This window comes from Pseudomonas sp. BIGb0164, from assembly GCF_024810135.1.
In the GTDB taxonomy this organism is placed as follows: Bacteria; Pseudomonadota; Gammaproteobacteria; order Pseudomonadales; family Pseudomonadaceae; genus Aquipseudomonas.
Window position 1 is genome coordinate 644,238 of the sequence record NZ_JANUEA010000004.1, and the last position, 15,487, is coordinate 659,724.

General features: G+C 58.4%; 11 protein-coding genes and 1 rRNA gene. 8 read left to right on the forward strand and 4 right to left on the reverse strand.

The features are described from left to right. Position 1: 1 nt before the first annotated feature. Both M2394_RS14195 and M2394_RS14200 read right to left on the reverse strand, forming a co-directional pair. On the reverse strand, positions 2–853 hold the full coding sequence (locus tag M2394_RS14195; protein WP_259172889.1) for an ABC transporter ATP-binding protein: 852 nt from the start codon (positions 851–853) through the stop codon (positions 2–4). A gap of 27 nt (positions 854–880) precedes the next feature. Then, positions 881–1,774: a TauD/TfdA family dioxygenase gene (locus tag M2394_RS14200; protein ID WP_259172891.1), complete on the reverse strand. Its 894-nt coding sequence runs from the start codon at positions 1,772–1,774 to the stop codon at positions 881–883. Positions 1,775–2,141: 367 nt separating this feature from the next. Between M2394_RS14200 and M2394_RS14205 the strand changes: the two genes are divergently transcribed. From M2394_RS14205 to M2394_RS14225, 5 genes are all read left to right on the forward strand, one after another. Then, positions 2,142–2,840, forward strand: coding sequence for a GntR family transcriptional regulator (locus tag M2394_RS14205; protein ID WP_259172893.1), 699 nt, complete (start codon positions 2,142–2,144; stop codon positions 2,838–2,840). A gap of 342 nt (positions 2,841–3,182) precedes the next feature. Continuing rightward, positions 3,183–3,941, forward strand: coding sequence for a DUF3050 domain-containing protein (locus M2394_RS14210; protein ID WP_259172894.1), 759 nt, complete (start codon positions 3,183–3,185; stop codon positions 3,939–3,941). After that, complete coding sequence (locus tag M2394_RS14215; protein WP_259172896.1) at positions 3,938–4,885, forward strand: diiron oxygenase; 948 nt, start codon at positions 3,938–3,940, stop codon at positions 4,883–4,885. The genes M2394_RS14210 and M2394_RS14215 overlap by 4 nt, the downstream gene beginning before the upstream one ends. Next, positions 4,882–8,259 (forward strand): amino acid adenylation domain-containing protein, encoded by a 3,378-nt coding sequence (locus M2394_RS14220; RefSeq protein ID WP_259172897.1) that lies wholly within the window; start codon positions 4,882–4,884, stop codon positions 8,257–8,259. Before M2394_RS14215 ends, M2394_RS14220 begins: the two co-directional genes overlap by 4 nt. Positions 8,260–8,278: 19 nt before the next feature. Continuing rightward, positions 8,279–8,737: an SRPBCC family protein gene (locus M2394_RS14225; protein WP_178924224.1), complete on the forward strand. Its 459-nt coding sequence runs from the start codon at positions 8,279–8,281 to the stop codon at positions 8,735–8,737. A gap of 45 nt (positions 8,738–8,782) precedes the next feature. On the opposite strand, the gene M2394_RS14230 is transcribed toward M2394_RS14225, so the two are convergent. Then, a complete protein-coding gene (locus tag M2394_RS14230; protein ID WP_259172898.1) occupies positions 8,783–10,663 on the reverse strand; it encodes a methyl-accepting chemotaxis protein in 1,881 nt (626 codons plus the stop codon). Between the two features lie 279 nt (positions 10,664–10,942). On the opposite strand from M2394_RS14230, the gene M2394_RS14235 reads away from it, so the two are divergent. The 3 genes from M2394_RS14235 (at position 10,943) to M2394_RS14245 (ending at position 15,027) form a co-directional block, all read left to right on the forward strand. Further along, positions 10,943–11,458 (forward strand): sigma-70 family RNA polymerase sigma factor, encoded by a 516-nt coding sequence (locus M2394_RS14235; protein ID WP_259172899.1) that lies wholly within the window; start codon positions 10,943–10,945, stop codon positions 11,456–11,458. Beyond that, positions 11,455–12,426, forward strand: coding sequence for a FecR domain-containing protein (locus M2394_RS14240; RefSeq protein ID WP_259172900.1), 972 nt, complete (start codon positions 11,455–11,457; stop codon positions 12,424–12,426). Before M2394_RS14235 ends, M2394_RS14240 begins: the two co-directional genes overlap by 4 nt. 105 nt (positions 12,427–12,531) lie before the next feature. Further along, positions 12,532–15,027 carry a TonB-dependent siderophore receptor gene (locus M2394_RS14245; protein WP_259172901.1) on the forward strand — a complete coding sequence of 832 codons (2,496 nt, stop codon included), beginning with the start codon at positions 12,532–12,534 and terminating at the stop codon, positions 15,025–15,027. Between the two features lie 157 nt (positions 15,028–15,184). Here the strand turns inward: M2394_RS14245 and rrf are convergent. Then, positions 15,185–15,300: ribosomal RNA gene (gene rrf, locus M2394_RS14250) — 5S ribosomal RNA — on the reverse strand. Positions 15,301–15,487 lie beyond the last annotated feature (187 nt).

A 15,487-nucleotide genomic window follows, 5' to 3' on the forward strand; every position in this document is an offset into this window, starting at 1 on the left:
TTCAGTAAGCGATGCGGATATCAGCAAAACCCAGCTCTTGCTCGGCCTCGGGCGCTTCATCGAACAGCAGACGATGGATACGCCGCGCCGAGGCCTGGAACTCAACGCCGCCAAGGCTGTGCAGGTCGTACTGATGGCTATGGATTTCCGCACGCACCCGGCCAGGGTGGGGCGACAGCAACAGGATGCGATTGCCCACCACCAACGCCTCTTCGATGGAGTGGGTGACGAACAACAGGGTGAAGCGCACCTCCTCCCAGAGCAGCAGTAACTCTTCCTGCATCTTGCGTCGAGTCAAGGCATCGAGGGCGGCGAAGGGCTCGTCCATCAACAGGATTTTCGGTTGCATGGCCAAGGCGCGGGCGATGGCGACGCGGGCTTTCATGCCGCCGGACAGGGTATGGGGGTAGGCGTCGGCGAAGGCGCTGAGACCGACCTTGTCGAGGTAGTGCAAGGCGCGTTCTTCGGCTTCGCGGCGCTTGAGGGTCTTGGACGCCAGCAATGGAAACATTACGTTCTGCTTGACGGTCTTCCACGGTGGCAACTGGTCGAATTCCTGGAACACAACGATGCGGTCGGGGCCTGGCTGTTCGACTTTTTGCCCCTGCAGGCGGATCTCACCTTCGCAGGGCTTGATAAAGCCGGCGATGGATTTGAGCAGCGTGGATTTGCCACAGCCCGACGGGCCGAGCAGCACGTAGCGGTCGGCCGGGTCGATCTCGAAACTGACTTGGTGGGTGGCCCGCACCACGCGCTCGGGGGTGCGGTACTCAAGACTGACTTTGTCCACCGCCAACAAAGGCTGGGGGGTATTCAACGTGCTGGCCGCGTAGCCTTGCAGGGGCGCGTTCATTTCATCTCTCTAGCCGGGAAGTGGGGATCAGAAAGGCGCGTCGCCCTGGATGGTGGTGCGAAACAGCTTGCGCCGCAGGTGACTCGGGCAACCGGCGGCCAGGTGGATCAACGAACGGTTGTCCCAGAACACCATGTCGTGGGGCTGCCACTGGTGGCGGTAGATGTTTTCCGGCAAGACGCTGTGGGCGTAGAGCTGGGCCAGGAGGTCGCGGCTTTCGTCCTCCGGCAGGCCCACGATACGCGTGGTGAAGCCTTCACTGACGAAGAGCGCCTTGCGACCGTTTTCCGGGTGAGTGCGCACGATCGGGTGCACCACTTCGGCCACCTGGGCGAGCTGTTCCGGGGTGAGGGTCGGGCGCCAGTTGCCTTCGAATTTGGTTTCGCTGTAACGCGCGGTGTAGGAATGCGCGGCGCTTCGGCCTTCGACCGCTGTGCGCAGGTGTTCAGGCAATTGGTCCCAGGCTTTGTGCATGTCGGCAAACAAGGTATCGCCGCCCTCGGAGGGCAGTTCCTGGGCGTGCAGCATCGAGCCCAGGCTTGGCAGCTCTTTATAGGAAAGGTCCGAATGCCAGAATTTTCCTGCGTCACCCAGGCCAATGGATTGGCCGTTTTCGATGATGTTGGAGACGATCAGGATTTCCGGATGGTTGGCCAGCAGGAACTGTTTGAGCACGTGGATCTGCAACACACCAAAGCGGCGGCTGAAGGCGATCTGTTGTTCGGGAGTGATGCGCTGGTCACGAAAAACCACGACGTGATGGTCCAGGTGCGCACGGTGGATGCGGGCGAAATCCTGGTCGTTGACCGGTCGGGACAAATCCAGGCCGATGACCTCGGCGCCGACACTGCCGGCCAGTGGACGGATCTCGAACAATTGGGCGGATGGGGTCGCTGTTGGAACAGTAGAGGCGGCGGACATGAGTTCACTCCCGATCAGACAGGAGGGTGACTTTATAGATATAAGAACAGCAATTTAAATACCGTTAATGAATATCTATAGATGGGGAATGTAGGGGGCACAGCGTGCACCGCTCGGCCGTGGGGGAATAAACGGATGGGGCGAAACGTTTAATCCTTAGCACGCAAAATGGGCGTTGGACGCGCAATATCAAGCCGGTTTGACCTGAGTGCGTAAGACGCCATCAAGGCTTGATGTGGGCGTGCGGAGTGGCGTGTTGAGCCGCTTACAAGCCGAAACCGTGCCTGTTTGACAAGCTTATGGGCAGTCTCTAGTGTGCTTTGGATCCAATTAGCCACACCCTTTTGAAAAGGAGGATAGCGTAACCGTGACGCAGAAGCCGAACCCTTTGAACAGCATCAAGATCAGTGGGCCTATTCCCGCGCACCTTGCGCGCGGCGTGATTGAAGAAACCCTGCGCAATGCCATCCTCGATGGCCGTTTGCCCTGTGGCACGGCCATGCGCCAACAGGAGCTGGCCAGCCTGTTCGGAGTCAGCCGCATGCCCGTGCGGGAAGCCTTGCGCCAGCTTGAAGCCCAGTCGTTGCTGCACGTGGTGACTCACAAGGGTGCCGTGGTTGCGCCATTGATCGAAGACAATTCGGCGGAAACCTACGCCCTGCGCATGCTGCTGGAATCGGAGGCGTTGCGCCTGTCGATCCCACTGTTGACGGCCGACGATATTGCCAAGGCAGACGCCTGCATCACCGCCCTGGAACAAGAAAAGGACTACACCGAAATCGGTCGCCTGAACCGGCTGTTTCATATGGCCTTGTACGGCAAGGCGCCGAACCAGCGACTGCTCAAACTGGTGGAGCACGGTTTGAACGAAGAGGAGCGTTTCCTGCGCTTCAACCTGGAAGCCATGGGGCTGGGCGAGACGTCCCAGGAAGACCATCGCGAATTGCTGAACCTTGTGGCCCAGAAGAAAACCGAGGAAAGCATCCTGACGCTACGCAATCACTTGATGCGAGGCATGGAAGTGATCACGACCTACCTCAAGGGCCTGGAAGCTGTCAGCAAGTAAGTCACGGTGGGGTTCTTTCGTGCAGAAAGAGCCCCGAGAGAAATAGCCTCCCAAACAACTATTCCTATTAAAACAACTGATATTAATGGTCCCGCTCGCCTTCAAGAAATGTCCCACCTTTAGTTACGCCCCCAACTTACAACTCAAATTATTTAGAAAAACTTCTAATAAATTCGTATACCCAGAGCCGTAACTAACCGGCTTATCATCTTTTATTACCAGACCCCACACATCTACCACCTTTGCACCACAGCGTGTGCAAGGCCTGGACCTATCTACTATTCGGCTATAAAAGCCAGACGCTGCTCTCACAGCGAACGCAACAACTTATAGGCATCAACCATGTATCAATCATTACTGGAACAGAAAAAACTTCATCTGTGCAACCACCCGCTGTTTATTGAAATAACCTCACACAGAAAGTTACAGCGTTTCATGGAAAACCATGTATTCGCAGTCTGGGATTTCATGACACTCGCCAAACGCCTGCAACGAGACCTGACATGCGTTCGATTACCCTGGCTTCCCCCTTCCGATCCACAGTCTGCTCGCCTGATCAATGAAATCGTATTGGCCGAGGAGTCCGACACACATCCAACCGGCGGCTATTGCAGCCATTTCGAGTTGTACCTGGAGGCAATGGCCGAGGTGGGTGCCGACACATCGAGCATCCATCGCTTCCTCGCATTGCAACGCCAAGGCGTGAACGCCCGCGCCGCCCTGCCCATGATCGATGTGCTTCCCGAGCTTGCCCGCTTTGTCGACAGCACACTGCACCTTGCCCTGAATGCACCGACCCATTGTGTGGCAGCGGTCTTTCTTCACGGGCGCGAGTGTGTCATTCCAGGGATGTTTGAACGCCTCCTGCAACAGGATGTGCTTATGCCTGGCCAGGCACCCGCCTTGCGCAACTACCTTGAGCGTCATATCGAACTGGACGCCCAGGAACATGGGCCCGCCGCAGAACAGTTGCTGGAACGCCTGGTGACTGCCGATCCGAACCACCGGCGCGAAGCCGATGAAAGGGCACTCGCCGCCGTAGAAAGCCGCATTACGCTCTGGGACGCCTTACGTACCTCGCTGCATGAGGTACACCCATGAACACCTGCGACTACCGCTCCATCGCCGATGACTGGGAGCATCGCGCAACCATTCGCACACGCCCCCGCCGCCTGCTGGAAGACGATGACAAACTGATCTACCCGCTGTGCCGACAGCCCTTGGTGCTCAGCGCGACGTTTCTTGAACATTGCCCACAGTGGCGCGACTTTGCGCTGGTGCAGAGCTTCTATAAGTTCATCAATGACGTGGTGATTTTCGAAACCGAGATCGTCGACAAGACCGCCCGCCGTATTGCGAAGAACCGTTTCCCACAGCCCCTCCCCCTTGCCTGCCGATACGACGCGATGACCGTCGTTGTCGACGAGGACTACCACGCGCTGGTCGCGCTGGACTTCTTGCAGCAGACCGTGGCGTTGACCGGCATTGCTCCTATCGACATGCCCGAACAGATCGAGCTGAGCCACGCCTTGCCAGCAGCCCAGGCGCAGGTGCCGGCACATCTGCGCGATGCCATGGAACTGGTGGGCGTGGCGATTGCCGAGAACACCGTGACTCATGACGTGGCGGCGTTTTCCAAGGACAGCAGTATCAAGGCATCCGTACGCGGCTTGATGGCCGATCACCTGTTTGATGAAGGGCGCCACGCGCTGTTCTGGACACGCCTGGTGCGCCTCTATTGGCAAACCGCGAGCGCGGATGACCGTGACAGCATCGCCCAAGCTCTGCCTGTCTTCCTGGCACATTACCTGACCAATAACCTGCAAAAGCACTTCAACCTGCAGCTGATCGAACACTTCGATGTCAGCGCTGACGTTCGTACTGCTCTAAGGGCCGAAGTGGCGGCCATGGATTTTCCCATCGGCCGCCACCACCCGTTGCTTGCCAACATCATGGGGTTCCTGCATCACAGCGGCCTGCTGCAGACTGCGAGCGTGGCCCGGGCGCTGAACGACTATCTGCCGGTTACCGGGAGGCCAGCATGAGGCGCTTGACCATCGCGTTTGCCGGCATCAGCAAAGCCCTGGCGGCGCTGAGGCTGGAGCTGGAGCAGTATGGGCATGTGGCAGGCGACGAGGCGGTCGACCTGTTGATAGAGGACGGCAGCCAGCCGGTACCCGCCCACCGTTACGAAGCCCCGCGAATCAGCCTGCGCCTGGGCGTGGGCCCCGTGGCCGAGTGCGGGTTGCCTGCCCTGCAACTGCGCAGCTACGACAATGCCCGGCACCTGCTGGCTACATTGGACCTGGCTGCACACCCCAGCGGTAATGGCCAGTGCCTGCGCCAGCAAGCAATCGCCGTGTTAACGGAGTGGGTGGCCTTGCAGGTCAGCGGCTTCTCACGGGACCCGGAGCATTTTCGGGAGGGCGCAACGGCCAATGATTGGCCCGAGAAGGGATTGCAGGCGTTGGATGCGCTGGCATTTGTGCATCATTTGAATCGCACGACCGATGAGACCTTGCTGCAGCAGGCCGAGGTCCCGTTGATCGAACAGTTGCAGGCCAGCCTACAGGCGTTTGCGTCGCGAACAGCCCTGAACCTCTCAGGCCGCGAGGTGACGTATCGCCAATTGCAGGCTCGTGCCCTGGTGATCCAACGCCAACTGTACCCGTTGCTCAAGACGTCAGAGACGGTGCCGGTGGTCGGGGTGTGCCTGGAGAAGTCAGTGGACCTGTACGCCAGCATGCTTGCCGTACTAGGCTGCGGCGCCGTCTACCTGCCACTGGCACCGGACCATCCCACGCGACGCCAACGGCTGATGCTGGAAAACGCAGGGGCGAGCGTCTTGCTGCACGGGGAGGCGCATCCGCTGCGCCATGAGTTCACATCGTTGAATGTCAGTGCGCACGCCCCGTTGAACACACAGGCCATAACGCCGCTGATGCGCAAGCGCCCCGCTGCCGCCCTGCCGTGCATGGTGCTCTACACATCGGGAACGACTGGCCAGCCCAAGGGCGTCTTGCTGAGCCAAGGTAATCTTGCGCATTTCTCGACGTGGTTTCGTCGCCGCATGGCCGTCGACGAAAACAGCCGAGTCCTGCAATTTTCGCCGTTGAGTTTTGACTCCTCGCTGATCGATATCTTCCCCAGCTTGATCGCCGGCGCAACATTGGTCGTCCCGACTGCAGAGCAACGCCGCGACCCGCAACAACTGCTGGCGCTGATCCGCCAGCAGCGCATCACCCACGGTTTCCTGCCACCGGCGTTGCTCAGCATCCTGCCCCTGAAGCAACCGCTGGGCCTGACACACCTGTTCACCGGTGGCGAGGCCTGTGAGCCCTGCGTGATCGATCGATTGGCGCAACAATGCCACTTGCACAACCTTTATGGCCCCACCGAAACCACCGTACTGGTCACCCATCGCACGCTGCGCCCTGGCGACGGTAATCGCAGCCTCGGTCGTCCCATCGCCAACTGCCAGGTACTGATACTCGATGACGACCTGCAGCCGGTCGGTGAGCACGTCATGGGCGAGTTGTACATCGTCGGCCCTGGCGTAAGCCTTGGCTATGTGGGCAGGCCTCAACAGGCACACGGCCCCTTCCTGGAACTGGACATTCCCGGAGGGCAAACCCTGCGAGCCTATCGCAGCGGCGATTTGGCAAAGTGGACAGCAGACGGCATCGAACTGGGCGGACGCCGCGACCAGCAGGTGAAAATACGTGGCTTTCGAGTGACCCCCCAGGAGATCGAACAGTGTGTGCGCAACAGCCGTCTGTTTCGCCAAGTGACCGTGGTGATTGATGATGATCAGCGGATCCGGGGATTTGCCAGCCAACCCGAAACGGGGGCCACTGTCGCCTGCCTGGCCGAGTACGCACAGCAATGGCTGCCAGATTACATGCGCCCTCAGATCTGGACGGAGTTGCCGCGCATGCCATGCTCCGACAACGGTAAGGTCGATCGCCAGGCTTTGCTTGCATGGCCGGTCACACGCATTGCATGTGCCGCTGCCGACACGGCACGAACGCCCCTGCAAACGCACCTGGCCGACCTATGGAGCGAATTGCTGGAACGGCCCTCCGACGGGTTGCCCATCGACGTGAGCTTCTTCAACCTTGGCGGCCACTCCTTGCTGCTGTCGACCTTGTTGCTGCGGATTCGCGATCAGTTTGGGCGCAGTTTTTCCCTGAGTCACTTTATTGAAAGCCCAACGATTCGCACGCTTGCGGTGCTGATGGAAGACGGCGTGATGCCCGACAGGGTGACCGACCAGGCGTCATATGATGCTCAGCGGGAATGGGACTTCAAAACGCTGCCCGGCGATCACGTCGGTAACCCGCGCAAAGTCATCGTCACAGGGGCCAACAGTTTTGTCGGTGTGCATATCGTGCAGGCGCTTCTGGCGGGCGGCGCCACACACGTTGCGTGCCTGGTACGTGAATCACCCGAGCGTGCGGCGGATACCCGCTTTGCCGACGCCCTGCGCGAATATCAACTGGAACACCTGGACCTGAGCCGAGTGCAGGTATACGCAGCCGATATCAGCCGGCCCCGCTTAGGCCTGACCTGCGAGCGCTACAACGACCTGGCGCGCAATTACGGGGTACTCGTGCACAACGCCGCACACGTCAACCATGTGATGGACTACGCGTCTCTGGCCCCGGACAACGTCGTGCCGATAGCCGAGTGCGTGCGGCTGTGCGAAACCCACTGCAAGAAAGTCTTCAATTTTATCTCGACGCTGTCGGCCTCCAGCAGCCGCGATGCACAGGGGCATGTCCTGGAAGCCCCCGCCGCGACGACACCACCGGTGTTCATCAAGAACGGCTACAACCTTTCCAAATGGGTGGCCGAGCGACAGTTGGGGCGCGCGATCGAACAAGGCGCGTGGGTGAATATCCACCGCCCCGGCAATATCAGTTTCAACACGCGCAACGGTGTCTGCCAACCCCACCGGAACCGCCTGATGCTGATGCTCAAAGGTTCGCTGCAACTGGGCCTGGTGCCTGAGCTGGACCTGAACTTCGACCTGATGCCGGTAGACTTCTTCGCCCGTTTCATTGCATTGCACTGCGGTGAATTTCACTCTGCCGCACATGTGTTCAACCTGCATAACCCACAGCCCTTGAGCTGGGCAGAGTACCTGGACGCGTTCAACCGCGCGGGCTGCCTGTTTGAGCGGGTAGACGTTGCGCACTGGCAACAGGCACTGCGTACGGTGGGCCAGGACAACGCGCTGTTCGGCGTGCTCGGGTTCTATCTCGATACCCTGGGGGACGACATCGGTGACACCTCGATGATTCTGCATGACAACGCGCGGCGAGGTGTTCAACGGATGGGTGAACAGTACCCGGCAAAAGACCCTCTCTTGCTGAGCAAAGGGTGCAACTACCTCAAGACCATCGGCTTTTTGTAAACCGCGTCAGGAAAACCTCATGAAACCGCTGCAACCCGATACATTGATTCGCAACCCACAGGCCAGACCGGTAGTGGCCGCTGCCGTTGTCACCAGCAGTGCTGCCCGCGTGTGGGATGTGGTGGGCCAGTTCGCCCGCTTCGATAGGTTCATTCCTGCCCTGGCCCGTATCGAAATGACCGGCACTGGAGTAGGAGCTTTACGCACGAAGTTCTTCAAGGACGGCCATTGCGTCGTGGAGCAACTCAACAGCCGTGATGAGCAGGCCATGCACATGACCTGGACCACCCTCTACAACACGCTAGGGATCGCCAGGCTGTGGGCGGCGATGAGCGTGGAGGCCCATGGCACAGAGTGTTCGAAAGTGGTGTGGACGATTATTGCCGAGCCCGTCGAAACGGCACACGCAGGTTTTGAAGCGTTTGTTCAGGCATTCGCCGACAGCGCCTTGGAGAATGTGCGCCGGCTATTCAGTTGAACAGCAGGAGCGAGGTGGCTCGCTCCTGCCCGTCCAATCAACGCGTCAGATCTTGAAGCTGTCGACCAGTTGCTTCAAGCGGCTGGCCTGTTGCGACAGCGCATCGCAGTCTTTCAGGGTTTCGTTGAGGTTGGCCACGCCCTGCTGGTTCAGCAGGTTGATCTGGTTGATGTCGACGTTGAGGGTCTCCACCACTGCGGTCTGCTCCTCGGTCGCGGCAGCCACCGACTGGTTCATGCCGTCGATCTCGACGATCCGCTGCGTCACGCTGACCAGGCGCGCACCGGCCTGGTTGGCCACTTCAACACTTTCCTCGCTGGAAGACTGGCTGGCGTTCATGGTGGTCACCGCTTCACGCGAGCCCACTTGCAGCGAGGTGATCATTTTGTGGATCTCCTCGGCTGACTCCTGGGTACGGTGAGCCAAGTTGCGCACTTCATCGGCCACCACGGCAAAACCACGCCCGGCTTCACCGGCGCGAGCCGCTTCGATCGCTGCGTTCAGGGCCAGCAGGTTGGTCTGCTGGGAAATACCTTTGATCACATCGAGGATGTGGCCGATGTTATCGGTGCTGGCATTGAGGGTTTCGATCTGAGTACAGGACAGGCTGATCTTCTGTGACAGCTCCGACATCGCCAGGATGGTTTGCTCAACGACCTTGCGTCCATCGTCGGCCTGCTCGCTGGCCCCGCTGGCGTGCTGGGAAGCATCGGCAGCGTTGCGGGCGATCTCTTGGGTGGCAGCACCCAGTTCGTTGATCGCTGCAGCCACGCTGTTGGTACGTGCACTCTGCTCGTCGGAGCCGATGATCGAGGCGTTGGACGACGCCATGACACGCTGGGACAGATCGTGCACCTGACGGGTTGCCGAGGACACTTCGGAGATGGAGGCGTGAATACGCTCGACGAATTGGTTGAATGCACTGCCGACTTCGCCGAACTCGTCCTTGCTGGTGACATCCAGGCGGCGGGTCAGGTCGCCTTCGCCTTGGGCAATGTCCTGCATGGCCACGCCCATTGTGGTCAACGGGCGTAGCAACACTTGAATCAACAGGCTCAAGAGCACGGCAATCACCACCACCGCGATCAACATGGCGACCAATGCAGAAGTACGGAATTTGCCCAGCGGAGCGTAGGCCTTGTCTTTATCGATCGACAGACCGATGTACCAATCTGCCCCCGGCAAACCGCTGATAGGGGTGAACGACAGGATGCGATCCTGGCCGTTGAGCACGACTTCCTGGTTGACCTTCTCGATTCGAAGGGGGGTGCCCGGGTAGATGTCCTTGAGATTTTTCATCACCTGGTCCTGATCCGGACTGACGATGACCTGGCCGTCTGCGCTGACCAGGAACGCGTGGCCGATACCACCGAAGTCGACCGAGTTGATGATCTTCACCAAGGTCTGCAGGCTCAAGTCACCGCCGACCACACCCAGCAGTTCGCCGTTCTTTTTCACCGGCATGGCGATGGTGACGATCTGGCCACCCACTGCGGCCATGTAAGGCGGAGTGAGCATGGTTTTATCCGCTGCCACCGCTTGTTTATACCAAGGGCGCTGACGAGGGTCGTAACCGTCGGGCATCTTGGCGTCAGGACGCTGTGTGAACACGCCGTTGGTTTGGCCGACGTAGGTGAACTGGAAGTTCGAAGTGAACGCAGGTTGATCGACCAACCCTGGGAGGTCGGCACCGCTGCCTTGGTGGGCGACGTTCTGCGCCAGGCTTTCGAGCACCAGGATGCGGCCACTGAGCCAGTTCTGGACGCTACTGGCGGTGAGTTCGCCGGATTGCTGGATGGACGACTCCAGGTTTTGCTTGATGGTGCTGCGCTGCAGGTAGTCGTTGTAGAGCGTGAATAACGCGAAGGCCAGAACCACGACGCCTGACGCGGCCAACAGAATTTTATGACTGAACTTGAGATTCATTTCATCGACTTCTTTTGCCAAAGGGGGTGAGCGTGCCGAGTGGAACATTCCATGTAACGGGATAGGCGGACTCTCGGGCCGCTCTATTTCGGTGCACGCATGGCTCATCAGGCTTTCGGCCAAGCTCCGGCAAATCTTAGAAATTTGTGAGAAGCATCCTCTTTTGACGTGGGAAACCGACCAGCGGTACAGCCGCACGCCTCAGCGATTGCAAAATCTTTCAGTCTTCCCGACAATGCGACTAATTATCATTTGTGACGCTTGGCCAGGCCTGTGTGAATGCCATCTTCTGACTACATCCCGTGTGAAAGTGTTGTGCATACGCTCTACAGCACCCATCACCATTGGCTCAACACATGGTTGCGCAGTCGCCTGGGTAATGCCGCCGATGCCGCAGACCTGGCGCAGGACACCTTTGTGCGGCTGCTGCAGAAAACCGAACGCTTCGAACTGAAGGCACCTCGCGCTTTTCTGCGCACCATTGCTCGGGGTTTGGTGATTGATCACTGGCGTCGTGAAGAAATAGAACGTGCTTATCTCGACGCTATTGCGCATCTGCCGGAGGCATTAGCGCCAAGCGCTGAAGCCCGTGTGTTGGTGCTGGAATTGCTGGAGGAGGTCGCCCGGCTTATGGAAGGCTTGAAGCCCAAAGTGCGTAAGGCTTTTCTGCTGGCTCAGTGCGATGGGCTGGCGTACAAGCAGATTGCGCAGCAGATGGGCATCTCGTTGCGGTCAGTGGAGCGGTATGTCGCGCAAGGGCTCTATCACTGCTACGTCCTGCGGTATGGAACATGAATGCTTCCCGGCACGGCCCCGACTCCCAGGTCGTCAAACAAGCCATCAGTTGGGCGCTGCGTCTGCGTCACAATCGGGCCAATGTGCGTCTGCATGCGCAATGTGAACACTGGCGCGAAGCCCATGTTGATCACGAGTTGGCCTGGCAGCGGGTACAGGCGCTTCAGCAGGAATTGAACAGCCGGCTGACGGCGATCCCTGGGGCACACGCGGCGTTGGAGAGCAGCGCACAGGGGCTCGATCGCAGGCAGGCGCTGAAGGTGTTGTCTGGCATCGTATTGGTGGGCTCGGCAGGCTGGATCAGCAGGGATCTGATGGGCTGGCAGCGCTGGACGGCCGACCTCGCCACCGCCACGGGTGAGCGGCGCAACATTCAATTACCAGATGGCACTCGTCTGCAGCTCAATACCGACAGCGCAGTGGACCTGAGCTTCGATCCTCAGCAACGCCTGATCACGTTGCTGCGCGGGGAGATCCTGGTCAATTGCGGCGCCGTGTCGCCAACGCCCCTGCTGGTGAAGACCCGCCATGGCCTGTTCGAAGGCATCGATGGGCGCTTTACCGTACGCCAAGAGCGCGATTGCACACGGTTGAGTGTGGTCAGCGGCAACGTGGCCATTCACTCTCCTCATACAGCCGGGGGACTGTTCACTCAGGCCCACTCGGGGCAGGACTATCTTGTGGACCAGACGCAAGCCGTCGTTGCTCCGCCTCCGGACATGGATGCAGGGGCCTGGGCCGACGGATTGATCATCACACGAGGCATGCGGCTTGAGGATTTCCTGGCAGAAGTGGGCCGCTACCGACAGGGTTATCTTGGCTGTTCGACCGATGTTGGCGATTTGAGGCTGTCGGGCGTGTTCCGCCTGGAAGACACCGACACGCTGTTGGCGATATTGCCCAAGACACTCCCGGTTCAGGTGCGCTATCGCACACGTTGGTGGGTGAGCCTGGAACGGTCCACCTGATTTTTTATGTGCTGCATCAACTTTTTTTGGCGGCTTTTTTCCGTGAGCCCGGCTTAGACAGTAAGCCTCTCAACCTGCCTTCGCCGGCCTCTACGGATATTGACCATGACTGTGCGTTTTCAAACCGATTCATCTGTCTTACCCCACCCTTTGCTAGCCAACGCCATCCGCGCCGCGCTGTTGTCGACGGCACTGGGGTTGGGTGCGCTGCCGACTGTCGGCATCGCCGCGCAATCAGGCACTGAACAGATCCACCGGCACTACGATATCCCCGCCGGTTCGTTGAGTGACGTGCTCAATCAGTTTGCCCGTGAGGCAGGTATCACCCTCTCCAGCACGCCGTTACAAACCCAGGGCAAACAATCGATCGGATTGCACGGTGACTATTCGGCTGAGCAAGGCTTGAACCAATTGCTTACCGGTTCGGGGTTGCAGGCAGAATCGCAGGACGGCGTCAGCTTTGTTCTACAGGTGTTGCCGAAAAGCGCCACGCTGACTTTGCCCAGCACTGACATCAAAGGCTTCGCCCTGGGTAATGCCTTGGGCAGCATGGACGGCTATAACGCGACCCATAGCCAAATCGCAACCAAGACCAGCACCGCCCTGCTTGAGACCTCCCAAAGCGTTTCAGTGGTGACGCGTGAACAGATGGACGACCAGGGCTCCCAGACCGTCGCGCAAGCCATGCGTTACACACCTGGCGTGTTGACCAACCCTTATGGCGCAACCCATCGTTATGACTACGTGGCCATGCGCGGTTTCAACGATGGATCGGTCGACAACATCTATCTGGATGGCCTGAAGTCCATGGGGGACAGCGGTACCTACAGCACGATGCAGGTGGATCCCTACTTTCTGGAACGGGTCGACATTCTTAAAGGACCGTCTTCCGTGCTGTATGGACGCAGTTCGCCGGGCGGCCTGGTGGCGCTGACCAGCAAGAAACCACTGTTCGAACCTTATCATCAGGTTCAAGCGACAGTTGGCAGTCACGGGCAACGGGGCATGGGTTTCGATTTCAGCGGGCCGGTGGACGACGACAAGCGCATTGCCTATCGACTGACTGGGTTAGCGGACAAGTCTGACACCCAATTCGACCATGCCAAGGAGAAACGCTATGCATTGGCTCCAACGCTGAGCATCGATTTCACTGAGGACACTTCGCTTACGCTTCAGGCCTATTTGCAGCATGACCCTGATGGCGGTTATCACGGGGGGATGCCAGCGGATGGCGCGTTGCATCAACGCAACGGGCAGCGGATCTCGAGTCATTTTTTTGAAGGTGAACCTGGGGTCGATGGTTACAAACGTGATCAGCAATCGTTCGGTTACCAGTTTGAACATCGCTTCAATGATGCGCTTACGGCCCGACAGAATTTCCGTTACCTCGACTCCAAGGTGCAACTGGATCAGGTGTACGCCTATGTCTGGACCACACCGACCAGTAACGAGCTGAACCGCTATTACTCGGGAGGTGATGAAAAGCTGCATGCGTTCATCATCGACAACATGCTGCAGGCAGAAATTTTTACCGGTGCGACCAAACATACCGTGTTGTTGGGGGCCGATTATCAACGTCGTAAGACGGTGGTGGACTGGACCAGTGGGTCGCTGCAGCCGATCAACGCGTTTAATCCGGTATACGGCAATTCCGCTATCAGCTACTACAGCCCGACCAGTTACTTGCGGCGTCTGGAGCAGACTGGCGTCTATCTGCAAGACTTAGTCGAAATGGATAAGTGGCGGTTCTCTCTCGGGCTGCGCCAAGACTGGGTGCAGACGTCTGATGAAAACCGCATCGCGGAGGCGAGCCGCCCCGTGGGTACTGAGATCAGTGACAAACGGACCAAGCTCACAGGGCGTGCAGGGGCGTTGTACCTCTTTGATAACGGCCTGGCGCCCTATGTCAGCTATTCAGAATCCTTTAACCCGAACTCCTATTCCGACAGCGCCGGCAACCCGCTGGCACCGACCGTTGGCACACAATGGGAGGCGGGCTTGAAATATCAACCGCCAGGCACCGATAACCTGTTCACGGCGTCGTGGTTTCGCATCGACCAGGAAAATCTGGCAACCAAACTGCCGCAAGAGAATTTCTATCGGGCTGTAGGTGCAGTGCGCTCCCAAGGGCTTGAATTGGAAGCCCATATGCAACTGACCGACAGCCTGAAGGTTTTGGGCAGCTACACCTTCACGGATATCAAGTACTCCAAGTCGATGGTGAGTACCTTGAGCACGCCTGACAATCTGATAGAAAACAAAGGTAACTCACCGACCCAAGCACCTCGTCACATGGCGTCGGTATGGGCAGACTACAAGTTCAATAGCGGGGCCTTGGATGGCTTGCGTCTCGGGGGCGGGGTACGTTACGTCGGGTACAGCTGGGCGGATGCAGAGAACACCATGAAGGTACCTGCCTATACCTTGTTTGACGCGTCGATAGGTTATGACTTGGGCAAGGCAGGGTTGAAAGGTGTGGATGTTCGGCTTAATGCCAACAACCTGTCTAACGAAACCTATGTCGCGTCGTGTGCGAGCCTGAATTTCTGTTACCTGGGCGAGGAACGCAATGTCAGTGCGACGGTGAGCTATCAGTTCTGATCCATGACTGACTAAAAAGCCAGCGCCTGATTTCAGGTGCTGGCTTTTTTGTGTTTGCCGATTGGGGCTGCCCTCGTCGTTTAAGGGCGTGGACAATTCGCGTCCTTAAACGACAAAACCCCTGTCTGCTTTAGCAGACAGGGGTTTCGGAATTCAATCTTGACGATGACCTACTCTCACATGGGGAAACCCCACACTACCATCGGCGATGCATCGTTTCACTGCTGAGTTCGGGATGGGATCAGGTGGTTCCAATGCTCTATGGTCGTCAAGAAATTCTGTATACCAGCCCGTTGTGTTAACAACGTCCCGGTGAAATTCAGGGACTTCTACATAAACAAAACCCCTGTCTGCGTTAGCAAACAGGGGTTTCGGAATTTAATCTTGACGATGACCTACTCTCACATGGGGAAACCCCACACTACCATCGGCGATGCATCGTTTCACTACTGAGTTCGGG